The 26,050-nt window shown below is 38.4% G+C and carries 9 protein-coding genes, 3 pseudogenes and 1 riboswitch; of the genes and pseudogenes, 10 read left to right on the top strand and 2 right to left on the bottom strand.

Annotated elements, in window-relative coordinates:
* Window positions 1-24: 24 nt before the first annotated feature.
* The 6 genes from pilM to ELD05_RS09490 all read left to right on the top strand — a co-directional run bounded on the left by pilM (window position 25) and on the right by ELD05_RS09490 (window position 8,413).
* The gene (pilM, locus tag ELD05_RS09515) at window positions 25-990 is read left to right on the top strand and encodes a type IV pilus biogenesis protein PilM (protein ID WP_127352237.1); all 966 of its coding nucleotides are present in this window, start codon (window positions 25-27) and stop codon (window positions 988-990) included.
* 30 nt (window positions 991-1,020) lie between these two features.
* Window positions 1,021-1,560: a PilN domain-containing protein gene (locus tag ELD05_RS09510; protein WP_127352236.1), complete on the top strand. Its 540-nt coding sequence runs from the start codon at window positions 1,021-1,023 to the stop codon at window positions 1,558-1,560.
* Window positions 1,561-1,567: 7 nt separating this feature from the next.
* Window positions 1,568-2,818: a type II secretion system protein GspM gene (locus ELD05_RS09505; RefSeq protein WP_127352235.1), complete on the top strand. Its 1,251-nt coding sequence runs from the start codon at window positions 1,568-1,570 to the stop codon at window positions 2,816-2,818.
* A gap of 20 nt (window positions 2,819-2,838) precedes the next feature.
* Window positions 2,839-3,642, top strand: coding sequence for a type IV pilus modification PilV family protein (locus tag ELD05_RS09500; protein ID WP_164742594.1), 804 nt, complete (start codon window positions 2,839-2,841; stop codon window positions 3,640-3,642).
* A gap of 2 nt (window positions 3,643-3,644) precedes the next feature.
* Window positions 3,645-6,338: a pilus assembly PilX N-terminal domain-containing protein gene (locus ELD05_RS09495; protein WP_127352233.1), complete on the top strand. Its 2,694-nt coding sequence runs from the start codon at window positions 3,645-3,647 to the stop codon at window positions 6,336-6,338.
* A gap of 101 nt (window positions 6,339-6,439) precedes the next feature.
* The gene (locus tag ELD05_RS09490) at window positions 6,440-8,413 is read left to right on the top strand and encodes a vWA domain-containing protein (RefSeq protein ID WP_127352232.1); all 1,974 of its coding nucleotides are present in this window, start codon (window positions 6,440-6,442) and stop codon (window positions 8,411-8,413) included.
* An 86-nt stretch (window positions 8,414-8,499) separates the two neighbouring features.
* Here ELD05_RS09490 and ELD05_RS09485 read toward each other — a convergent pair.
* Both ELD05_RS09485 and ELD05_RS09480 read right to left on the bottom strand, forming a co-directional pair.
* Window positions 8,500-9,235 (bottom strand): annotated as a pseudogene (locus ELD05_RS09485) (IS481 family transposase); the annotation flags it as partial.
* A 9-nt stretch (window positions 9,236-9,244) separates the two neighbouring features.
* A pseudogene (locus ELD05_RS09480) lies at window positions 9,245-10,476 on the bottom strand (IS256 family transposase).
* A gap of 46 nt (window positions 10,477-10,522) precedes the next feature.
* Between ELD05_RS09480 and ELD05_RS09475 the strand changes: the two are divergent.
* The 4 genes and pseudogenes from ELD05_RS09475 to ELD05_RS09460 all read left to right on the top strand — a co-directional run.
* Window positions 10,523-10,927: pseudogene (locus ELD05_RS09475) on the top strand (UPF0236 family transposase-like protein); the annotation flags it as partial.
* 157 nt (window positions 10,928-11,084) lie between these two features.
* Window positions 11,085-11,174: riboswitch (cyclic di-GMP riboswitch) on the top strand.
* Between the two features lie 609 nt (window positions 11,175-11,783).
* On the top strand, window positions 11,784-16,985 hold the full coding sequence (locus tag ELD05_RS09470) for a glycoside hydrolase family 48 protein (RefSeq protein ID WP_127352231.1): 5,202 nt from the start codon (window positions 11,784-11,786) through the stop codon (window positions 16,983-16,985).
* A 154-nt stretch (window positions 16,986-17,139) separates the two neighbouring features.
* The gene (locus tag ELD05_RS09465; protein ID WP_127352230.1) at window positions 17,140-21,051 is read left to right on the top strand and encodes a glycoside hydrolase family 44 protein; all 3,912 of its coding nucleotides are present in this window, start codon (window positions 17,140-17,142) and stop codon (window positions 21,049-21,051) included.
* Window positions 21,052-21,671: 620 nt separating this feature from the next.
* Window positions 21,672-26,027, top strand: a complete 4,356-nt coding sequence (locus tag ELD05_RS09460) for a glycoside hydrolase family 48 protein (RefSeq protein ID WP_127352229.1) — start codon at window positions 21,672-21,674, stop codon at window positions 26,025-26,027.
* Window positions 26,028-26,050: the final 23 nt, after the last annotated feature.

The following is a 26,050-nucleotide window of genomic DNA, read 5'->3' as shown; positions in this document are numbered from 1 at the left end:
CTTCATTGAGAGGTTTTTGAAAAGATGAGTATAAGGGTGGCACTTGAAGTTGGTAAAAATTACGTAAAAGTTGCTGAAGGATCTTTTACAAACGCGTTACATGTAAATAGATTTGCAGAAGAACAGTCGAAAGACGATATTATAATAAACGATTTGAAATTAGAGCCTAATCTTTTTTACGAAACGGTAGGTAATATTTTTTTGAAAAACAATTTTCCTAAAAACAATGTAATTGTGGTTTTAACGGGTATTTCAAATATGATTATAAGAGAAATGGTTATACCTTATCTGAATGAGGAAAAGACTTATAATCTTATAACATTTGAAGCAAGACAGTATTTTCCAACTAATATTGAAAACTATATCATTGATTATAAACAACTAAAGGTTTTCAATGAGGGTAAGGTCAAAAAACAGAAGATATTGTTAGTAGCTTTGCCAAAAACATTGATAGAAGATATTATCAATATTTCAAGGAAATTGGGATTGAAGTTAAAAAAGATCGATATTGAACCAAATGCTATCACTAAGCTTGTAAACATAGAAAGGAGATTTAGGAAAGAAAAAGAAAAAGAGCTGGTGATGATAGTAAATATTATGAGGTCGTATATTACAACTGTAATAGTGAATGAAGGAGATATTATCCTTTCAAAAACTTTTCCTAATTACGATTTAGAAAGAATGTTTAATGAAGAAGAGGAGTCAGAAGCATTTTTGGAGTATATCTATACATATACCATTAATGAAATAGCTGAAAATGTATCAAAGTTTTATGAATTTTATAGAAGCAAAGATCCAGAAAGCCCGAAATTGTCAAAGGTATACCTAATGGGTGAGGTTTGTCAACATATAGATATCAGCGATATATTAAGAACAAAAATAAATAGTGAGATGGTTTTATTAACAGAACTGCAATCCATTGATAAAAAGATTGTAATGACCAAAAATGAAATTTGCAATTATTCTACAGTTATGAGCGGTCTTATATAGCTTTTTAAGATTTTGAGGTGGTATTGTAAAATGGCTAAGAATTTAAAAGACATCAATCTACTTTTAGCATATGAAAGAGTTACTAGAAAGAAAGATGCAACAATAAGAATATATTCACTCATTTTAATTTTAGAGCTATGTATTTTGGCTCTAATTATCTCATTATACACAACACAAATTATTACCACAAATAACGACATCAAAAGACTGAACAATGAAATCAATATAAAGCAACAGCAGATGGCACAAATTGAGAAGCTTTTTCAAAAGAAAAATCTATATACTCAAAAGGAAGCATTGTTGGAATATATTTCAAAAACACATGTAAAACTTTTAGAAATTTTAGACAAACTTGAGAATTTAACACCTTCAAATATTCGTTATGAAAGTTTAAATCTTTCACAGGACAAGATTACATGTACAGTAAGAGCAGACAAATTAGAGACAGTTACGCAATTTGTATATAATCTTCAGACAAGCAATTACTTTAAGAATGTTAGCTTTAACAGCGTAACAGGTGATGACAACTCAAAAGTTTCAACAATAACAGCTGATATAGTGGGGAAGTGATTAAAAAGTGCAAATAACAGATAGAGATAAAAAGTTGCTGATGATTTTGGTAATGTTTCTTGTTGCAGTTGCTTTCTATAATTTTTTTTACAAACCTTATTCAGAAAAGCTCAGCCAATTAAAGTCAGAGAAACAAACATTAGAAAATAGGCTAAATGAGATAAATCAAAGAATTGCAAGTTATAATTTATCAAAAGAGAGGTTGCAAGAGATAGAAGAATTATACGCAGATTTGAGTAACAAGATTCCGCCTAATCAAGACGAAAAGTTTAGTATGCTTGACTTAAAAAGGCTTTCTGAGATGGTAGGGGCTAAGACATCTGACTATACTTTTTCACAAAAGCAAAAGGTAAATACAAGTATAAATAATATTAATATTGTAAATGCATACTATTATTCTTCAAAGCAAAATTGGCAGATAACATATGCTAATTTTAAAAAACTTCTCTATCTCCAAAAAGATTTTTCACCTTTATTTTCCTTAGATGGTATTACTCTTAGCAATGCAAATGACAAAATTGCCGCAAGTTTTGAAATAAGGTTTTATGGTTTTGAAGACAATTTAGCTCAGCCGAGACAGTGGCCACAATTTAGAATGCCAACAGGCAAGGGTGATATCTTTAAAGGTGGCACAGCGCCTAAGATAAAGTTCAATTACACTGAAGAGAGTATAAAAAAAAATGAAAATCCCGCTCAGTCAGCATTAAAAATGGAAAGAACAGATAATGCCACTGTAAAGCAGCAAGGACAGATTACTTCTGTTACCCCCACTGATTCACAAACGAAAGAGAAATCCAATAATGCTCAGCAATCTTCAACCCAACAAACTGAGCAAAATATTGATTTTAACAAAGCTGATTTTGTGGCGACCATTTCTACATTGTATTCACCTACAACAAACATAAGCCTTGAAAAGACAGGGAAGGGTTCTATCTTTGGAGCCAAGAAAAACATAGAGAATGCATATATTAGGTTAGAAAAAAGAGATAATAAGTATTATTTTAAAATGGGAACAGAAGGGAGTATCTTCCCTCAAGATGGAAATGGAGAGGAGTTTGTGCCAAATAGTAGTAACTATATTCTAATCGTGATATTTTCAACTCCGCGAAAATTCAAAGATGACAAGAATGTTGTAACGATGACTGTTAATAACGCAACAGACAAAATTACAAAAGTGTATATTTTGAATGATGATAAACAAAAACCACGTGTTAATGTGGTGACAAAAGGTTCTAATGTTCAAGTTATTAGGAAATAATGTGGGGTGACATAGCAGAGATGAAGAGGGAGTTTAATGGATATACGCTTATTGAAGTTATTGTAGCAGTAGCAATATTTGCTCTGCTTGTTACCCCTATAGTTCTTTTGATACAGCAGTCCATAAAAGTTAATGTGAGTGCTAAAAGGATTTTAGAGGTAGCCCAGGTGATTAATGAAGCAGTGGAAACATTGGTATATCAAAATGTATATGGGAATGGTGCATTGAATATAGGAAACTACAGAGTTGATTATAGTGTAGATGATACATATAAGACAGGGACAATCCAAAACATACAAAACAGTGAAATAGATTTTAGGATGTTTTTAGATTCCTCGGGGGTTTTACAAATTGAGAATATAGCAACACATACAACTTATACTCGTAATATTTCTTCTACCTCGTTTGATAAGCTGAAGTTAAATATAAAATATGATGAAGCAAGTAAACAAGCCATATATACCTTTTATCTCAATAATGCTCAAATTGCTAGTATAGTAAGTGGAAATGTTTCTAATCCTGCAAAGCTTGGTGGAGAATTTGTTTCAAATTCAACATCACATTATTTGTATGTAATAATTGATGGGGTTTACGATAATATACATGAAAAGCTCACACAAAATATGTTTAACTTATGGCTCACAAATATAGGCAATAATATAAAGATAATTGCTACTACACCATTTATAGTTTATGAAAATTCAGCAAGGCATGCAGCTTTGACAGAAACTGAAAAGGTAAAGAAAATAGAGCTTAAAGTATATAACATAAACGGTGAGTTAGTAAAGGAGTATACCACTTATTATTCATATAGGGTGAAATAATCATGAGAATTAAAAAAGATTTTAAAGGGTCTACGCTTATACTTACTATTATCTTCATAGCTGTGATGTTTATAATGTCGATAGGACTTATGGAATTAGCAATGTCGTCACTGAAAGTAAGTAAAGGGTATTATGCAAAAAATAGAGCATACTATGATGCTGAAAGTGCTTTTGAAAGGGTAGTGTATTACCTTGACATGGTTGCCGACAAAGCCCGCCAAATGGCTAATGACTATGTATTTTTAGATAGTGGTGTATTAAATACCCAGCATCCAGATGTGGCAGATATATTGAAAGACTACCAAGAGAGAGAATCTCAGTTTTATGTGGATTATATGAATGGAAGTATAACTAAGGCTCAGTATGACGCAGCGATGAATTCTTTAAGGCAGGATTATGAACAGAAGGTTAAGGAAAAATTCTTAAGCAAGTTCAAAGAATACATGGCTAATTTTTTCACTAATAGCGGAACAGCTGACGAACGACCAAAACTTGAGTTTACTGTAGCTGGTTTTACCTACACTATTGATAACTGGAGAAGCAGTAGTAATGACCTTTATTCATTTATACAGATGATAGATTTTAACAATCCAAATGTCAGCGTAGATATAGAATTTAATCCTTCCTCTGATATGAATCTTCATACATCATCGACAGAGATCGAAAAGCCTATTGAAGTGACCATGTATGTTAAAGTAGATTTGTTAAAGGAAAAGACCAAAAGAATCTTAAGAGTCGACTTTAATATCTTCCCTTATAAAAGCAGTGCACTTAATTTTACTTCAAGGACAATAAAACGAAGCTTTAATAGAATACTTGATTATACTATTTTTGCGGGAAGAAACCTCATTTTACTCAATAATAATAACTGGTTTAATATAAGAAAGGGGAAAGTATATGTAAGAGGGACAGCAAATGATATAAGAATTTCAAACCCTTCTGAAAATTTCGGTGGAATTTTGGCGGGTATAACCACTGACCAGTTAAGTAACCTGTCCTCAAGTGCAAGAGTTAATCCTGTTGATAGTGAAACAAAGAGCAAAATACTGAATATTTTGGCATCATCAAGTAGTAAAAGTGGAAATATAGATATTGATGGTGCTGATGTATATGTGGGTTATTCAGATGTAAATCCTGATGCTCCAACACCCCCAACATTTTTGAGAGATAAATATGCATTGTATGGTGGATTTATTAAAACATGTGCTCAGAACTCCAATATCACTGTCAATGGTGATGTATATTGTCATAGTATTGTTACAGAAAATCCAGCTCAAAACTCAGTAATATCAATTAATGGGAACGCTTATATAATGGACAATGTTTCGATGTACGCACAAAACAGTAATATAAATATCTCAAATTCGTTAATTGGTTTAGGTACTGGTGATACGCCTTATAACTATAACAGCAGCTCTTCGATTGTTATTAATGAAGACACTGCTAAACTTACAATTGGTAGAAACATAGTTCTGATGGGAGTTGCTTTTGTAGATGAGGTTCATAGAGTTGATGAAAGTGGGAAGGACAAGCTTTTTAGAATGCCTGAAAGTTCTTCACTCATTCCAAATTTCACTATATATCAGTATTTCAATTTACCATCCTCAGATTTAATGACTCTACTAAATACACTTGGTTTAAACGGAAGTTTAGCAGGTTTTACAACAGCAGATTTATTTAATTCCAATTACTTCAAACCCTTTAAAGTTAAGGTCAGTCCTACAGAAGAGGTTGACATTGATCTATATGATATGGATGTCAATTCAGAAAGTGGTTTTATACTGACAGGTGAAGAAAGAGCAATAAATTTCGTATTACATTATTTGGTGGCAAACAAAGAAGATCCTGATGACTTTGACACGCCATACAATATGGGAGCATCTAATATTATTGTGGGTGGGGGGAATATCAATTTTAATCCATCAAATCCCAATGATACCAGTTATTTTAATTATTTTTTGAATGCAAATGGCAAGCTTTATTTAGCAAGAAGAATTTTAAATTTATTTAATAAATATAAGATAGAGAATACTATTGGAAGCAGTGGGAGTAGAGAGTTTGTGAATTTAGGAGAAACAATTTCTTCTTCAGAGTATTTGAAGAATGAAATTACATATAATGTAATTGATCCAAAGAAGGAAGAGTTTTTAAGTGAACTTAATCTAATAAATAAAGGACTTGTAGAGAATAAAGACAAATTCACTTTAGAAGATTTTGTAGATTTTGATGCACTTAATACTGATAGAGTGGTGTTATATGATAACAAGAACTTAATAATTCTTAGTAAAAACAATGTAGAAGAAATTGATTTTGGTCTGCCGACATGGAATGGCATACCAATAAGTAGTATAGAGAATGTGTTGATTGTTACAAAAGGTAGCCTGATTTTGAAAAATAGTGACACTAATGCTAAAGTCTTGAAGGGGAATATAATAGCAGGGGGGGATATAGTTGTAAGTGGTAATGGCAACTTAACTTTGGAATACAGCAAAGGTGTATCTGCTCAACTTATGTATTATTTCAATTATGCTAATTTTAGCAGTGATGCAGACAAGTTAGGACAGCTGTATAATTTCTTCATAAAAGGGATTGACACAAATGATATAGTAGAAATACCTTTTGTTACAACATTTTATGAAAATACAGTAAAGACCAATATAAAAATAAAAAGTAAAAGACAGGTTGTCAATGATTAAAATTTGTGGTATAAATAGAGTAGGAGTACTGTAAAAAATTAAAGAGGGGCATCATAAGTTTGGTATTATGCGTGGAGAAGATAAAGGAGGTGTAATTAAAAATGAAAAGACGAAGTTTAGCATTATCGTTGATAGTGGTATTTGTTCTTTCTTTGTTGAACATAACTTCATTTATGTTGCCTACGGTAAAAGCAGGAGATACTTCGTCTGTAAGCATTCAGCTAAGTGGTGGACCTACTAAAACAAAGAGCTATTTAGGTGAGGATATTGAAGTTAAACTTAAATTAACACCTACAGGGCAAATCAATGTTCAAAGGTCACCTGTGTCTGTTGTACTCATTATTGACTCATCAGGTTCTATGCAAGACAGAGGTAAGATGACTGCAGCTAAAGATGCTGCCAAAAATTTGATTGATAGTTTTAAGAGTTCAGCAAAAACAGGGGATAAATTAGGTTTAATTGATTTTGATAGTTATGTGAATGATGGTTCGAGATATTATCGCAAAATTAACACAACTTATTATGGTCCATACTCTACCTCAAATACATCTACAACTAACTTAGTTGATTTAACAAACGGTAGTAGTGTTAATACAGTAAAGGGATTAATAGATAATATGTCAGCTTATGGTGGAACTAATATGGAAGCAGCTTTGAATAAAGCAAATACTCTTCTCAGTTCCTCACCTTCAGGAAACGAAAAATATGTTATTATGGTCACTGATGGTATGCCAACCTTTTATATGACAAGTGAAACAAGGAATGGTTATCCAGTTATAACGGGTCCGGGTAATCAATCCGATTCAGTGTCCAAATCTAAGACTCTTTCAGCAGTGCAGAGCTTAGCTCAAAATGGTACAAAGGTTTTTGTTGTAGGTGTTGATACAACAGGTGCTGATATTGATAGAGATTTCATTGATGATATGGCAAGCACAGGCAATGGAAAAGCCTACTATATTTCAAATACAAATGCATTAAATTCAATACTACAAGATATCTTTAGAATAATTAATATGGCTGTAAGTTATGATAATATAACAGTTGAATATCCTATTCCAGCAGGGCTTACAGTAACTTCAATGCCAAGCGGATGGACTGTAGAAAATGGTAAATTGAAAGGTAGTTTCAATCCAATTACATTTACAAATGGTGGAGGAACGCCTTCAGCACAAGAGCTGTCATTTAAGATTTCTTCCAATGTAGAAGGTATATATAATCTTGGAAAAGTTACAGTCACTTATAAGCGTTACGATACAGTAAATGGAGAAACAAGCGGAACGCTCGAATTGAATTTAGGGCAGGTTGAATTTGTGAGAAGGCCAGGAATAAGTGCAACTTTCCAGATAATAGGAACAGGAAACATTGTTGAACCTGATACACCATATAATGCAAAATTGACCATTAGTGCATATGGTAAGTCGTTGGATATAGTTACCGTAATAAACAATTTTGTTCTGTCATTGAATAACGAGGGAGTAACACTACAAAAGGTGTCAACCTCCAATCCTGCATTTAATTATGCAGTTGATTCTGGACCAACACCTACAAGTGTAACTATTGATTACAGAGTGACTTTTACCAATGTAGGAAGTATTACTTTGAATCCTGTTCTCAATTACCAAATTAATGAAACACCCAAAGTGTTGAATTTAACACCTATTAGTTTATTTGTTTTTGACTCAAGCAATATTATAGAAGGCTTTAGTATCACAAAGAAAATGATTTCGGATAATTCTACAGCTAATTTATCAGTAAAAATAGATGATATGGGATTGTTTTCATATGATAGTTCTGCGAAAATAGAAATTATGATTGAAATGGAACCTGCAAATGCAATAATAACGAATGTAACATTCCCACTAAAACTTACAGTTGATAGAAACACAAGGGTTGACAGCACTGGCTTGAGAGTAGCTTTACAAACTGTGAATTTTAAAGTAAAACCTAATCAAACAGCTGCAAAAGTTAGTTTTAATATTTCGCAGATAAATTTAATTGTGAGTGGAACGTCATATACTACTCCATTTGAGAAAAGGATTAATGACGTTGTTGTTAAAAAGGCCGTTTTAAGATAATAACAAATACAAATTTATAAGAAAAGAGGCTAATCTATCCAAAAAAGGAGATTAGCCTCTCTTTGTCATTACAGGTTGTGAACATATTAATGGCACGTGGTGAAGACATATTTACCACCTAATTTATTACTAAATAGGGAGCAGAAAGTCACTACTTTTTTCAAAACATCCTCAAGTAATAAAGTTGGAAATAGAAATACATGGGAGGAGACCAGAAGTTTTGAATCTCTGAACTTTTTAAACGGTGTCCTCCCATTCATTCCTTTACCATTATGAGGGCTATAAAAGTTCCACGTATTCTGCCACCTTTGGGCTCTTTCCATAAAATTCACCTTTCGATTTGCATCTTTCAGCATAAATCATTAGGAAATATTCATCATCTGCTCTAGGTGAGTTCTCAATTATTCCCATCAGATGTTTTGCTTTTGGAGGAATGGGACTTAGCTCTACTTCCCAAAATAACAACATCTCATTCCACTCCTCCACTTTTCTTTTACTCCTTACACAGAACTCCATACCATTGCCTGATCTAATCTTTATTGGATTTCTTACATTAATGTGTTCTTAACCACAAGGTTACTAACGTTATAAACATAAACCCAAATGTAGAATTTAGCTCGATAGAATCAAGCTGTAAGACTTATTCTTGTTGCAACATCTATAATATTTCCACTCATAACGTGGAAGGTTGTATCTTTTCATATGCTCATACACCTCTTTTGGAAGGCTTTCCTTATCTAAAAGATATTTAGTGTCAAGTTGAAATTCACAAAAGGGTATAAGAGCTTCATAGTCATACAAATTTCTTTCACCTTTTTTCGTCGAGACTTGTCAAGAATTTTGTGTCTGGACAAGGTATTTTAACTGGAAAATTTGCTGGATATCATAGGAATGTACAGCTATCGTTTAAGCAGGTTTTTTCCATTTTGTCTTTATTAAATTTTCTCTTTGAAGACAGATTGTTAATTTCTAAAGTTTCTACTGAATTAAAATAACCACCTGACTTTATTCTAGTCTTTTCAATCATACTATTTACACTTTCTACAGCAACAGTAAGTATAAATATACTTTCTAATTCCTTCAGGATATTTTGCAGAAGCAAAATAAAATTTCTGCTTTATCAAGTAAAAGATTCATATAACGAGGATACTTACTTTTATATCTTTCTACAGCGCTCTTGAAACTTTGAAATAGCTTCGTCTATTGTTGAAGATAGTTTTATTTTATCAAGTTCTTTGTTGAAAGACTGAGAATCTACTTTTTGGACATATATTTTTTAATATTTCTCTGTAAATGAACAAAACAAAGCAGATAGTCAGCAAACGGATACAAAACTTTCACTGTTTCAATGATACCTGGAAAATCATCACTTACGACAATTGCAACTTTTTTAAGGCTTCTTTCGATTAAATCTTCAAATACTTTATTCCAATCGGCTCTGTTTTCTTTACCAAAGAATGTGTATACTCCATAGATATCTTTTTTTCCATCTAAGTCAATGCTTAAAACAACATAACAAGTTGCTTTTTTTTTAGATTGTGGCTCTAATTTCACAGTGATAAGCATCTATTAAAATGGCAAAAGCCTCTTGAGAAAGTTCGCGCTGTTTGAAAAGTTCTAATTCATTTTTGAGATTATCTTTAATCTTAGAAAGTTCTTCTTCAGAATAAGGAAGATCTAAAGTTTTTAAAGTATTTAGAAGAGAAGATTGTAAGTCTCCATTGACAATAAGGGACATAAGAAGGTCAGTATATGATTCATCTACTCTTTTATAAGGCTCAGGAAGAATATTGGGTCTAAAATCACCAGAAAAAGCTTTTAGGACAGAGATTTGTAAACTGCCAATATGTGTAGCAAGTTTTCTTTCATAAAAACCATTGCCTTTATCTTTTTCATTTTTTGAAAGATAAATTTCTCTTTACTTGCAACATAAACTAATCAAGTAATTCTTCTAATAGTTTTTTAAAGCTTAAAAAGAAGGATCTTGCTGCTTAGAAATATTGGTCTAATACTTTTTCTATGGCTATATTTTTAACAGTTTCATAGTAGGTATTTTTATCCATTGTAACCAACCTCCCTTATGATTCTATTATATATCAGACGCAATTTTATTTTAACTCCCACTGGGATAATATAGTATTAGAAGCAGCGAATATTAAGATAAAGGGATGTAGTGCAGAAGGGCATGTAAGTCATGTATTAGCTAAGAGGATGAGTTCAAGACCAAGAGGATGGAGCGAAGATATAGCAGAGACTACCGTAAAGCTATTGAGTTTAAAATACAATGGTTTTGAACTTATGAATGTATATTTAGAGAATATAAAAGCCAAGAAGTTTGATAGGCAAGAAGTTAAAGAAATAGCAAGAGGAATTATAAAGAACGGGAAGAGAGTACGAAAAGGTATCGAAAAGTGGAATAATATACCAGTTATAGCAAATGGTAAAGTTAGCCAGTCGCGAAGAGCATTAAAGTCTTTGATTAGTTGTGGCTTCTACAATGCAGGTGTATTCTAATAAAAAATTTTTTCCTACAAACTCTTGACACTATCCTTTTTCAAAAAGCTATTGAAAATTTAAAAATTTATGCGATAATATAATCAGAAGAAACTACAGAAAAATTATACACAAAGAATGCTTATCTGAACAAAGTTTTCAAAAATAAGTAAAGCATGTGTCGAAAGGGCAAACCTGTCGAAAGGCAGGGGCGCAAAGCCATGGGCCTGTCGGAAGGAAAGTTTCCTATGGTTGCCAGGCTGCCGAAACCAACTCAGGTTTTAGAGAGATTTGAGAAATGGTTAGAAACGGCGTCTGGCAAGACGCCGTTTTTTTAGAATGAAAATAAAAAATGTACTAAACCATACATAAAGATTTAAAGAAGGTATTAATCTAAAATTTAAATAAATTCTTCTGTAACGCTGAAAAAAGCTATCCCCTAACCCCCTCTTTTTAATATATTCTATATATAATATATTGGCTGCCGTGCAAAGGCAGCCAATATATTAACTTTGTTTAGTTTCTGAAAAAAAGTTTATGCCACATCATAAAGTTATTCAATAAAATATAACAATCTTTTCTACAGCGAACATATCTATGTCGATTCCATTTAATATCAAATTATTTTGTTGTATTTTCTTGACCTCCATAGAGCAAAATAATGCAAAATATTAGAAACATTTGTGTTATAATTTTGTAATAAAAAGAATATGAGAAATAAAAGTACGTATAAGGAAGGAAAATAGAAATAGCGTAGTGTGTTTTTGACAATTAAACAAACAAATTAGACAAAAAAAATCAATTGGCATGCACGTATTTTGGGTATATAATTGAAATCGAAAATTATAATAAACTGAATGAGGGGGTTAGAGATTTTATGCAGCGTTACAGAAGAGTTATTGCAATGGTTGTAACCTTCATATTTATTTTAGGAGTGGTATATGGGGTTAAACCATGGCAGGAGGTTCGGGCTGGTTCGTTTAACTATGGGGAAGCTTTACAAAAAGCTATCATGTTTTACGAATTTCAAATGTCTGGTAAACTTCCGAATTGGGTACGCAACAACTGGCGTGGTGATTCAGCATTAAAGGATGGTCAAGACAATGGGCTTGATTTGACAGGTGGTTGGTTTGACGCAGGTGATCACGTCAAGTTTAACCTTCCAATGTCGTATACTGGTACAATGTTGTCATGGGCAGTGTATGAATACAAAGATGCATTTGTCAAGAGTGGTCAATTGGAACATATCTTAAACCAAATCGAATGGGTTAATGACTATTTTGTAAAATGCCATCCAAGCAAATATGTATACTATTACCAGGTTGGAGATGGAAGTAAAGATCATGCATGGTGGGGGCCTGCTGAGGTTATGCAAATGGAGAGACCTTCATTTAAGGTCACCCAGAGCAGTCCAGGTTCTGCGGTAGTAGCAGAGACGGCAGCTTCCTTAGCAGCAGCTTCAATTGTTTTGAAAGACAGAAATCCCACTAAAGCAGCAACATATCTGCAACATGCAAAAGATTTATATGAGTTTGCAGAAGTGACAAAAAGCGATTCTGGTTACACGGCAGCAAATGGATATTATAATTCATGGAGCGGTTTCTATGATGAGCTTTCTTGGGCAGCAGTTTGGTTGTATTTAGCAACAAATGATTCAACATATCTAACAAAAGCTGAGTCATATGTCCAAAATTGGCCAAAAATTTCAGGTAGTAACACAATTGACTACAAATGGGCTCATTGCTGGGATGATGTTCACAATGGAGCGGCATTATTGTTAGCAAAAGTTACCGACAAGGATACTTATAAACAAATTATTGAGAGTCACTTAGATTACTGGACTACAGGGTATAACGGCGAAAGGATAAAGTATACTCCGAAAGGATTAGCATGGCTTGATCAATGGGGTTCTTTGAGATATGCAACAACTACAGCGTTTTTAGCATTTGTTTATAGCGATTGGTCTGGTTGCCCTACTGGTAAAAAAGAAACATATAGAAAATTTGGAGAAAGCCAAATTGATTATGCATTAGGCTCAACTGGAAGAAGCTTTGTTGGTGGATTTGGCACAAATCCACCAAAGAGACCGCATCACAGAACTGCTCATAGCTCATGGGCAGACAGTCAGAGTATACCTTCATATCATAGACATACATTATATGGAGCGCTTGTTGGTGGTCCAGGCTCTGATGATAGCTATACAGATGACATTAGCAACTATGTGAATAATGAGGTAGCATGTGACTACAACGCAGGATTTGTTGGTGCATTGGCAAAGATGTACTTATTATATGGTGGAAATCCAATACCTGACTTCAAAGCAATTGAAACACCAACAAATGATGAGTTCTTTGTTGAAGCTGGTATAAATGCTTCTGGAACAAACTTTATTGAAATTAAGGCGATTGTTAATAATCAGAGTGGTTGGCCCGCAAGAGCAACAGATAAGCTTAAATTTAGATATTTTGTTGATCTGAGCGAATTAATTAAAGCAGGATATTCACCAGATCAATTAACCTTGAGTACCAATTATAATCAAGGTGCAAAAGTAAGTGGACCTTATGTGTGGGATGCAAGCAAAAATATATACTACATTTTAGTAGACTTTACTGGCACATTGATTTATCCAGGTGGCCAAGACAAATATAAGAAAGAAGTTCAATTCAGAATTGCAGCGCCACAGAATGTACAGTGGGATAATTCTAACGACTATTCATTCCAGGATATAAAGGGAGTTTCAAGTGGTTCAGTTGTTAAAACGAAATATATACCATTATATGATGGAGATATCAAGGTATGGGGTGAAGAGCCAGGTACATCTGGAGTAACACCAACACCAACTGCAAGTGTAACCCCGACTCCAACACCGACACCGACGCCAACCCCGACACCGACGCCAACACCGACAGTAACAGTAACACCAACTCCAACACCAACCCCGACTCCAACAGCAACACCAACACCGACACCGACGCCTACACCTGTTAGCACACCTGCGACGAGTGGGCAGATAAAGGTACTGTATGCGAACAAGGAGACAAACAGCACGACAAACACGATAAGGCCGTGGTTGAAGGTAGTGAATAGTGGTAGCAGTAGTATAGATTTGAGCAGGGTAACGATAAGGTACTGGTACACGGTGGATGGGGAGAGGGCACAGAGTGCGATATCAGACTGGGCACAGATAGGGGCAAGCAATGTAACATTCAAGTTTGTGAAGCTGAGCAGTAGCGTAAGTGGAGCGGACTATTATTTAGAGATAGGATTTAAGAGTGGAGCGGGGCAGTTGCAGCCTGGGAAGGACACAGGAGAGATACAGATAAGGTTTAACAAGGATGACTGGAGCAATTACAATCAGGGGAATGACTGGTCATGGTTACAGAGCATGACGAGTTATGGAGAGAATGAGAAGGTAACGGCGTATATAGATGGAGTGCTGGTATGGGGACAGGAGCCGAGTGGAGCTACACCTGCACCGACAGCGACGGTTGCACCGACGCCGACCCCAACAGTGACACCTACGCCGACAGTAACAGCAACACCGACACCTGTCAGCACACCTGCGACAAGTGGGCAGATAAAGGTACTGTATGCGAACAAGGAGACCAATAGCACAACTAACACGATAAGGCCTTGGTTGAAGGTAGTGAATAGTGGTAGCAGTAGCATAGATTTGAGCAGGGTAACGATAAGGTACTGGTACACGGTGGATGAGGAGAGGGCACAGAGTGCGATATCGGACTGGGCACAGATAGGGGCAAGCAATGTAACATTCAAGTTTGTGAAGCTGAGCAGTAGTGTAGAAGGAGCGGACTATTATTTAGAGATAGGATTTAAGAGTGGAGCTGGGCAGTTACAGCCTGGGAAGGACACAGGAGAGATACAGATAAGGTTTAACAAGGATGACTGGAGCAATTACAATCAGGGGAATGACTGGTCATGGTTACAGAGCATGACGAGTTATGGAGAGAATGAGAAGGTAACGGCGTATATAGATGGAGTGCTGGTATGGGGACAGGAGCCGAGTGGAGCGACACCTGCACCAGCACCTACAGCAACACCAACACCTACTCCAACCCCGGCACCAACACCAACGTCAACCCCAACTCCAACTCCAACCCCAACGTCAACTCCAACGCCGACGCAGACAGTTGCGCCTACACCTACACCGAGCGGCACACCTAGCGGTCTTGGAGAATATGGGCAGAGGTTTATGTGGTTGTGGAACAAGATACATGATCCTGCGAATGGGTATTTTAACCAGGATGGGATACCATATCATTCGATAGAGACATTGATATGCGAAGCACCTGATTATGGTCATTTGACCACGAGTGAAGCATTTTCGTACTATGTATGGCTTGAGGCAGTGTATGGGAAGTTAACAGGTGATTGGAGCAAGTTTAAGACGGCATGGGACACATTAGAGAAGTATATGATACCGTCGGCTGAAGATCAGCCGATGAGGACATATGATCCTAACAAGCCAGCGACGTATGCAGGTGAGTGGGAGACACCGGACAAGTATCCATCGCCGCTTGAGTTTAATGTACCTGTTGGGAAGGATCCGTTGCATAATGAGCTTGTGAGCACATATGGTAGCACATTGATGTATGGTATGCACTGGTTGATGGACGTAGACAACTGGTATGGATATGGCAAGAGAGGGGACGGAGTGAGCCGTGCATCATTTATCAACACGTTCCAGAGAGGGCCTGAGGAGTCTGTATGGGAGACTGTACCGCATCCGAGCTGGGAGGAATTCAAATGGGGCGGACCGAATGGATTTTTAGATCTGTTTATTAAGGATCAGAACTATTCGAAGCAGTGGAGGTATACGAACGCACCGGATGCGGATGCGAGAGCTATTCAGGCTACTTACTGGGCGAAGGTATGGGCGAAGGAGCAAGGTAAGTTTAATGAGATAAGCAGCTATGTAGCGAAGGCAGCGAAGATGGGAGACTATTTGAGGTATGCGATGTTTGACAAGTATTTCAAGCCATTAGGATGTCAGGACAAGAATGCAGCTGGAGGAACAGGGTATGACAGTGCACATTATCTGTTATCATGGTATTATGCATGGGGCGGAGCACTTGATGGTGCATGGTCATGGAAGATAGGTTGCAGTCATGCGCACTTTGGATATCAGAATCCGATGGCTGCATGGGCATTAGCAAATGATAGTGATATGAAGCCGAAGTCACCGAACGGAGTGAGTGACTGGGCGAAGAGTTTGAAGAGGCAGATAGAATTTTACAGGTGGTTGCAGTCAGCGGAGGGAGCGATAGCAGGAGGCGCGACAAATTCATGGAATGGCAGGTACGAGAAATATCCGGCAGGTACAGCGACATTTTATGGGATGGCGTATGAACCGAACCCTGTGTATAGGGACCCGGGTAGCAATACATGGTTTGGATTCCAGGCATGGTCGATGCAGAGGGTAGCGGAGTATTACTATGTGACAGGGGATAAGGATGCAGGAGCACTGCTTGAGAAGTGGGTAAGCTGGATAAAGAGTGTAGTGAAGTTGAACAGTGATGGTACATTTGCGATACCGTCGACGCTTGATTGGAGTGGGCAGCCAGACACATGGAATGGGACATATACAGGTAATCCGAACTTGCATGTGAAGGTAGTAGATTATGGGACGGATTTAGGAATAACGGCATCACTTGCGAATGCACTACTTTATTACAGTGCAGGGACGAAGAAGTATGGGGTATTTGATGAGGAAGCGAAGAATTTAGCGAAGGAATTGCTGGACAGGATGTGGAAGTTATACAGGGATGAGAAAGGTTTATCAGCGCCAGAGAAGAGAGCGGACTACAAGAGGTTCTTTGAGCAAGAGGTATACATTCCGGCAGGCTGGACAGGGAAGATGCCGAATGGAGATGTAATAAAGAGTGGAGTTAAGTTTATAGACATAAGGAGCAAGTACAAACAAGATCCTGATTGGCCGAAGTTAGAGGCGGCATACAAGTCAGGGCAGGTACCGGAGTTCAGATATCACAGGTTCTGGGCACAGTGTGACATAGCAATTGCTAATGCAACATATGAAATTCTGTTCGGCAATCAATAATAAGTAGGTAAATAGAAATTTAGCGGGGTAGCACATTTATAGGTATGGTGTGCTGCCTCGCTAAAATCCTGTATAGAGGTGTTCAAAAAATAGTACAAAAAATAAAGAGGTATAATGGCAAAAATGCATAAAAAAGAGGGGGTTAGGATTTAAGATGAGACTAAAAGCAAAAATAGGGAAGAAATGGTTGAGTATACTATGTACAGTTGTTTTTTTATTTAACGTTTTGTTTATAGCAAATGTAACGAATTTACCCAAAGTTAATGCGGCTACATCTAATGATGGAGTAGTGAAGATAGATACGAGTACGTTAATAGGAACCAATCACGCACATTGCTGGTACAGAGATAAACTGGAGACGGCATTGCAAGGAATAAGGTCATGGGGTATGAACTCTGTGAGGGTAGTGCTAAGTAATGGTTACCGATGGACGAAGATACCAGCAAGTGAAGTGGCAAATATTATATCATTGTCAAGAAGTCTTGGGTTCAGAGCTATTGTATTAGAAGTTCACGACACGACAGGATATGGTGAGGACGGGGCAGCATGTTCATTGGCACAAGCGGTGGAATATTGGAAGGAGATAAAGAGCGTATTAGACGGTAACGAAGATTTTGTAATTATAAACATTGGTAATGAGCCGTATGGGAACAATAACTATCAAAACTGGGTTAATGACACGAAGAATGCTATAAAAGCGCTGAGGGATGCGGGATTCAAGCACATGATAATGGTGGATGCGCCGAACTGGGGTCAGGATTGGTCTAATACTATGAGAGATAATGCTCAGAGCATAATGGAAGCAGATCCGCTGCGCAATTTGGTATTTTCGATTCATATGTATGGTGTATACAATACAGCAAGCAAGGTCGAAGAGTACATCAAATCATTTGTTGATAAGGGGTTACCATTGGTTATTGGGGAATTTGGACATCAGCACACAGATGGTGACCCTGATGAAGAAGCTATTGTCAGGTATGCAAAACAGTACAAGATAGGATTATTTAGTTGGTCTTGGTGTGGAAATTCGAGTTATGTGGGGTATTTGGACATGGTAAACAACTGGGACCCCAATAATCCAACTCCATGGGGACAATGGTATAAAACCAATGCAATTGGCATATCTTCTACACCAACACCTACGCCGACAGTAACTCCAACCCCGACCCCAACACCGACAGTAACAGCAACCGCAACACCAACACCAACACCGACGCCTACATCTGTTAGCACACCTGCGACAAGCGGGCAGATAAAGGTACTGTATGCTAACAAGGAGACGAACAGCACGACAAACACGATAAGGCCATGGTTGAAGGTAGTGAATAGTGGTAGCAGTAGCATAGATTTGAGCAGGGTAACGATAAGGTACTGGTACACGGTGGATGGGGAGAGGGCACAGAGTGCGATATCGGACTGGGCACAGATAGGGGCAAGCAATGTAACATTCAAGTTTGTGAAGCTGAGCAGTAGTGTAAGTGGAGCGGACTATTACTTGGAGATAGGATTTAAGAGTGGAGCGGGGCAATTGCAGCCTGGGAAGGACACAGGAGAGATACAGATAAGGTTTAACAAGGATGACTGGAGCAATTACAATCAGGGGAATGACTGGTCATGGTTACAGAGCATGACGAGTTATGGAGAGAATGAGAAGGTAACGGCGTATATAGATGGAGTGCTGGTATGGGGACAGGAGCCGAGTGGAGCTACACCTGCACCGACAGTGACGGTTGCACCGACACCAACACCGACCCCGACAGCAACACCGACGCCGACAGTGACACCTACGCCCACAGTAACGCCAACCCCGACACCGACACCAACAGTAACAGCAACCCCGACTCCAACACCAACAGCAACACCAACACCTACACCTGTCAGCACACCTGCGACAAGCGGGCAGATAAAGGTACTGTATGCTAACAAGGAGACGAACAGCACGACAAACACGATAAGGCCATGGTTGAAGGTAGTGAATAGTGGTAGCAGTAGCATAGATTTGAGCAGGGTAACGATAAGGTACTGGTACACGGTGGATGGGGAGAGGGCACAGAGTGCGATATCAGACTGGGCACAGATAGGAGCAAGCAATGTAACATTCAAGTTTGTGAAGCTGAGCAGTAGTGTAAGTGGAGCGGACTATTACTTGGAGATAGGATTTAAGAGTGAAGCTGGGCAGTTGCAGCCTGGGAAGGACACAGGAGAGATACAGATAAGGTTTAACAAGGATGACTGGAGCAATTACAATCAGGGGAATGACTGGTCATGGTTACAGAGCATGACGAGTTATGGAGAGAATGAGAAGGTAACGGCGTATATAGATGGAGTGCTGGTATGGGGTCAGGAGCCGAGTGGAGCGACACCTGCACCGACAGTGACGGTTGCACCGACACCAACACCGACCCCGACAGCAACACCGACGCCGACAGTGACACCTACGCCCACAGTAACGCCAACCCCGACACCGACACCAACAGTAACACCATTACCGACAATATCGCCATCTCCATCTGTTGTTGAAATTACAATAAATACAAATGCAGGAAGAACGCAAATTAGCCCGTATATATATGGTGCGAACCAAGATATTGAGGGGGTTGTGCACCCAGCAAGAAGATTAGGTGGAAATAGACTAACAGGATATAATTGGGAAAACAATTTCTCAAATGCAGGGAATGATTGGTATCATTCAAGTGATGACTATTTATGCTGGAGTATGGGAATTTCAGGTGAAGATGCAAAGGTTCCAGCAGCAGTGGTATCTAAATTTCATGAGTATTCCCTTAAAAATAATGCTTATTCTGCTGTAACTTTGCAAATGGCAGGATATGTGTCAAAAGATAATTATGGCACAGTTAGTGAAAATGAAACAGCTCCATCTAATAGGTGGGCAGAAGTGAAATTTAAAAAAGATGCTCCACTATCTTTAAATCCAGACTTGAATGATAACTTTGTTTATATGGATGAGTTCATAAATTATTTGATCAACAAATACGGAACGGCTTCTTCACCTACCGGGATAAAAGGATATATACTTGATAATGAGCCTGATTTGTGGGCATCAACACATCCACGTATACATCCTAATAAAGTAACATGCAAAGAGCTGATTGATAAATCTGTTGAACTGGCAAAAGTTATAAAAACCCTTGATCCTTCAGCTGAAGTTTTTGGATATGCATCATATGGGTTTATGGGTTATTATAGTTTACAGGATGCACCTGATTGGAATCAGGTTAAAGGAGAACACAGATGGTTTATTAGCTGGTATCTTGAACAGATGAAAAAGGCATCAGACAGTTTTGGCAAAAGACTATTGGATGTGCTTGATTTACATTGGTATCCAGAAGCACGAGGCAATAACATTCGCATATGCTTTGATGGTGAAAATGACACTTCAAAAGAAGTTGCTATAGCTAGGATGCAAGCTCCGAGAACACTATGGGACCCGACATATAAAACATCAGTGAAAGGACAAGTTACGGCTGGTGAGAACAGCTGGATAAACCAGTGGTTTTCAGATTATCTGCCAATTATACCAAACATAAAAGCGGACATTGAAAAATATTTTCCTGGTACTAAATTAGCTATAAGCGAGTTTGACTATGGCGGGCGAAATCATATTTCTGGTGGCATAGCCTTAGCAGATGTACTTGGTATATTTGGTAAATATGGAGTGTACTTTGCGGCAAGATGGGGCGATTCTGGTAGTTATGCTGCAGCTGCATATAACATTTATCTTAATTATGATGGAAAAGGCTCAAAATATGGCAATACAAATGTAAGTGCAAATACGAGTGATGTTGAAAATATGCCAGTTTATGCCTCAATAAATGGACAGGATGATTCTGAGCTTCATATTATACTCATAAACAGAAACTATGATCAAAAATTACAAGTCAAAATAAACATAACAAGCACAACGAAATATACAAAAGCAGAAATATATGGATTTGACAGCAACAGCCCAGCTGTAAGGAAGATGGGGAATATAGATAATATTGAGAACAATGTATTTACACTTGAGGTTCCAAATTTAACGGTGTATCACATAGTATTACGTTAGATTTCAATGTAAGCATAATAATTATACGAAATGATGTTAAAAAATTCATAAGGAATTTGGTTTTTATGAGGGCTCTGGTGTAATGCCAAAATGGCAATTGATGTTGTAACTTGTATTTAAGAATTGTGTCAAATATGTTGATAGTATTTTTGTACAGAGGTTGAAATATTTTTAAATGAGTATTGCCATTTTAAATAGACTGAGAGTATAAATGTGAAGCTTTAAAATTTGGAAAAAAGAGTGATAACTTCAAAGTAAGGTTTTTAAAATTAGATACTGTGGAAGAAAAAGCTGTAACTGAGTTTTTAATGATGATCAATTCTATAAAGTCAATGTGCCACATATGGTATATATAAGATTAACATAAGAAAAAAGGTTTAAATAAAAGCCGAAAAAATATTTAGGTTTACGCTGCACGATGTGATGTAAGACTTTCGGCAGCACCAGAGCCTTTGTTTAAAGTTTTGCTCATATTAAGAATTTCGTAATTACAAATAAGCTTTCAAAAAAATGGTAACATATAGTGTCAAAATTGAACAATTAAATAGTGTCGCCAATTTGTTTTCGACAAAATGTAAAATTAAAAATTTAAAAATAAGAAGAGGGGGTTAGTGGATAAAATGAAAAGAAATCTATTTAGAATTGTTTCTCGAGTTGTATTAATAGTGTTTATTGCTAGTATTTCTCTGGTTGGTGCAATGAGTTATTTTCCAGTTGAAACTCAAGCTGCGCCGGACTGGAGTATTCCAAGTTTATGTGAGAGTTATAAAGACGATTTTATGATAGGCGTGGCAATACCTGCAAGATGTTTGAGCAATGATACTGACAAACGAATGGTATTGAAACATTTTAACAGTATAACGGCAGAGAATGAAATGAAGCCGGAAAGCTTATTAGCTGGTCAGACAAGTACTGGGCTAAGTTACAGATTTAGTACTGCTGATGCTTTTGTTGACTTTGCGAGTACAAACAAGATAGGTATAAGAGGTCATACATTAGTTTGGCATAATCAGACACCTGATTGGTTCTTTAAAGATAGCAATGGACAAAGATTATCCAAAGATGCATTATTAGCAAGACTAAAGCAATATATTTATGATGTTGTTGGAAGATATAAAGGGAAAGTGTATGCATGGGACGTTGTCAATGAAGCTATCGATGAGAATCAGTCAGATGGTTATAGACGTTCGACATGGTATGAAATTTGTGGTCCTGAGTACATTGAAAAAGCATTTATATGGGCTCATGAAGCAGACCCTAACGCAAAGCTATTCTATAATGACTACAATACCGAGGTTTCTAAGAAAAGAGAATTTATATACAACATGGTAAAAAACCTGAAATCTAAAGGTATACCTATTCATGGTATTGGCATGCAATGTCATATAAATGTTAACTGGCCATCTGTTAGCGAAATAGAAAACAGTATTAAGTTATTTAGTTCAATACCAGGTATTGAGATTCACATTACAGAACTTGATATGAGCTTATACAACTACGGCTCCAGTGAAAATTATTCCACACCACCACAGGATTTACTTCAAAAGCAGGCTCAGAAATACAAAGAGATATTTACAATGCTGAAAAAATACAAAAATGTAGTAAAAAGTGTTACTTTTTGGGGATTGAAAGATGATTATTCGTGGTTAAGATCATTCTACGGTAAGAATGATTGGCCGTTGTTGTTTTTTGAAGATTATAGTGCGAAGCCAGCCTACTGGGCAGTAATTGAAGCTTCTGGGGTAACAACATCATCTCCGACACCGACGCCAACCCCGACCCCGACAGTAACAGCAACCCCGACACCAACACCAACAGCAACACCAACACCTACACCTGTCAGCACACCTGCGACAAGCGGGCAGATAAAGGTATTGTATGCTAACAAGGAGACAAACGGCACGACAAACACGATAAGGCCGTGGTTGAAGGTAGTGAATAGTGGTAGCAGTAGCATAGATTTGAGTAGGGTAACGATAAGGTACTGGTACACGGTGGATGGTGAGAGGGCACAGAGTGCGATATCAGACTGGGCACAGATAGGGGCAAGCAATGTAACATTCAAGTTTGTGAAGCTGAGCAGTAGTGTAGAAGGAGCGGACTATTACTTGGAGATAGGATTTAAGAGTGGAGCTGGGCAGTTGCAGCCTGGGAAGGACACAGGAGAGATACAGATAAGGTTTAACAAGGATGACTGGAGCAATTACAATCAGGGGAATGACTGGTCATGGTTACAGAGCATGACGAGTTATGGAGAGAATGAGAAGGTAACGGCGTATATAGATGGAGTGCTGGTATGGGGTCAGGAGCCGAGTGGAGCTACACCTGCACCGACAGCGACGGTTGCACCGACGCCGACAGTGACACCTGCGCCGACAGTAACGCCGACACCGACCCCGACAGTAACAGCAACCCCGACTCCAACACCAACACCGACGCCTACATCTGTTAGCACACCTGCGACAAGCGGGCAGATAAAGGTACTGTATGCTAACAAGGAGACGAACAGCACGACAAACACGATAAGGCCTTGGTTGAAGGTAGTGAATAGTGGTAGCAGTAGCATAGATTTGAGCAGGGTAACGATAAGGTACTGGTACACGGTGGATGGGGAGAGGGCACAGAGTGCGATATCGGACTGGGCACAGATAGGGGCAAGCAATGTAACATTCAAGTTTGTGAAGCTGAGCAGTAGTGTAAGTGGAGCGGACTATTATTTAGAGATAGGATTTAAGAGTGGAGCTGGGCAGTTACAGCCTGGGAAGGACACAGGAGAGATACAGATAAGGTTTAACAAGGATGACTGGAGCAATTACAATCAGGGGAATGACTGGTCATGGTTACAGAGCATGACGAGTTATGGAGAGAATGAGAAGGTAACGGCGTATATAGATGGAGTGCTGGTATGGGGACAGGAGCCGAGTGGAGCGACACCTGCACCAGCACCTACAGCAACACCAACACCTACTCCAACCCCGGCACCAACACCAACGTCAACCCCAACTCCAACTCCAACCCCAACGTCAACTCCAACGCCGACGCAGACAGTTGCGCCTACACCTACACCGAGCGGCACACCTAGCGGTCTTGGAGAATATGGGCAGAGGTTTATGTGGTTGTGGAACAAGATACATGATCCTGCGAATGGGTATTTTAACCAGGATGGGATACCATATCATTCGATAGAGACATTGATATGCGAAGCACCTGATTATGGTCATTTGACCACGAGTGAAGCATTTTCGTACTATGTATGGCTTGAGGCAGTGTATGGGAAGTTAACAGGTGATTGGAGCAAGTTTAAGACGGCATGGGACACATTAGAGAAGTATATGATACCGTCGGCTGAAGATCAGCCGATGAGGACATATGATCCTAACAAGCCAGCGACGTATGCAGGTGAGTGGGAGACACCGGACAAGTATCCATCGCCGCTTGAGTTTAATGTACCTGTTGGGAAGGATCCGTTGCATAATGAGCTTGTGAGCACATATGGTAGCACATTGATGTATGGTATGCACTGGTTGATGGACGTAGACAACTGGTATGGATATGGCAAGAGAGGGGACGGAGTGAGCCGTGCATCATTTATCAACACGTTCCAGAGAGGGCCTGAGGAGTCTGTATGGGAGACTGTACCGCATCCGAGCTGGGAGGAATTCAAATGGGGCGGACCGAATGGATTTTTAGATCTGTTTATTAAGGATCAGAACTATTCGAAGCAGTGGAGGTATACGAACGCACCGGATGCGGATGCGAGAGCTATTCAGGCTACTTACTGGGCGAAGGTATGGGCGAAGGAGCAAGGTAAGTTTAATGAGATAAGCAGCTATGTAGCGAAGGCAGCGAAGATGGGAGACTATTTGAGGTATGCGATGTTTGACAAGTATTTCAAGCCATTAGGATGTCAGGACAAGAATGCAGCTGGAGGAACAGGGTATGACAGTGCACATTATCTGTTATCATGGTATTATGCATGGGGCGGAGCACTTGATGGTGCATGGTCATGGAAGATAGGTTGCAGTCATGCGCACTTTGGATATCAGAATCCGATGGCTGCATGGGCATTAGCAAATGATAGTGATATGAAGCCGAAGTCACCGAACGGAGCGAGTGACTGGGCGAAGAGTTTGAAGAGGCAGATAGAATTTTACAGGTGGTTGCAGTCAGCGGAGGGAGCGATAGCAGGAGGCGCGACAAATTCATGGAATGGCAGGTACGAGAAATATCCGGCAGGTACAGCGACATTTTATGGGATGGCGTATGAACCGAACCCTGTGTATAGGGACCCGGGTAGCAATACATGGTTTGGATTTCAGGCATGGTCGATGCAGAGGGTAGCGGAGTATTACTATGTGACAGGGGATAAGGATGCAGGAGCACTGCTTGAGAAGTGGGTAAGCTGGATAAAGAGTGTAGTGAAGTTGAACAGTGATGGTACATTTGCGATACCATCGACGCTTGATTGGAGTGGGCAGCCAGACACATGGAATGGGACATATACAGGTAATCCGAACTTGCATGTGAAGGTAGTAGATTATGGTACGGATTTAGGAATAACGGCATCACTTGCGAATGCACTACTTTATTACAGTGCAGGGACGAAGAAGTATGGGGTATTTGATGAGGAAGCGAAGAATTTAGCGAAGGAATTGCTGGACAGGATGTGGAAGTTGTACAGGGATGAGAAAGGTTTATCAGCGCCAGAGAAGAGAGCGGATTACAAGAGGTTCTTTGAGCAAGAGGTATACATTCCGGCAGGCTGGACAGGGAAGATGCCGAATGGAGATGTAATAAAGAGTGGAGTTAAGTTTATAGACATAAGGAGCAAGTACAAACAAGATCCTGATTGGCCGAAGTTAGAGGCGGCATACAAGTCAGGGCAGGTACCGGAGTTCAGATATCACAGGTTCTGGGCACAGTGTGACATAGCAATTGCTAATGCAACATATGAAATTCTGTTCGGCAATCAGTAAGAATCTGTAAAAAAGAAGATGAA

It is taken from the genome of Caldicellulosiruptor changbaiensis (genome assembly GCF_003999255.1).
In the GTDB taxonomy this organism is placed as follows: domain Bacteria; phylum Bacillota; class Thermoanaerobacteria; order Caldicellulosiruptorales; family Caldicellulosiruptoraceae; genus Caldicellulosiruptor; species Caldicellulosiruptor changbaiensis.
Note: the sequence above shows the minus strand (reverse complement) of the source record. Positions and strands in the feature narration are given on the sequence as shown.

Coding starts and splice junctions, on each gene's coding strand:
- pilM (WP_127352237.1), top strand. CDS start 25: ATGAGTATAAGGGTGGCACTTGAAGTTGGTAAAAATTACGTAAAAGTT.
- ELD05_RS09510 (WP_127352236.1), top strand. CDS start 1,021: ATGGCTAAGAATTTAAAAGACATCAATCTACTTTTAGCATATGAAAGA.
- ELD05_RS09500 (WP_164742594.1), top strand. CDS start 2,839: ATGAAGAGGGAGTTTAATGGATATACGCTTATTGAAGTTATTGTAGCA.
- ELD05_RS09495 (WP_127352233.1), top strand. CDS start 3,645: ATGAGAATTAAAAAAGATTTTAAAGGGTCTACGCTTATACTTACTATT.
- ELD05_RS09490 (WP_127352232.1), top strand. CDS start 6,440: ATGAAAAGACGAAGTTTAGCATTATCGTTGATAGTGGTATTTGTTCTT.
- ELD05_RS09470 (WP_127352231.1), top strand. CDS start 11,784: ATGCAGCGTTACAGAAGAGTTATTGCAATGGTTGTAACCTTCATATTT.
- ELD05_RS09465 (WP_127352230.1), top strand. CDS start 17,140: ATGAGACTAAAAGCAAAAATAGGGAAGAAATGGTTGAGTATACTATGT.
- ELD05_RS09460 (WP_127352229.1), top strand. CDS start 21,672: ATGAAAAGAAATCTATTTAGAATTGTTTCTCGAGTTGTATTAATAGTG.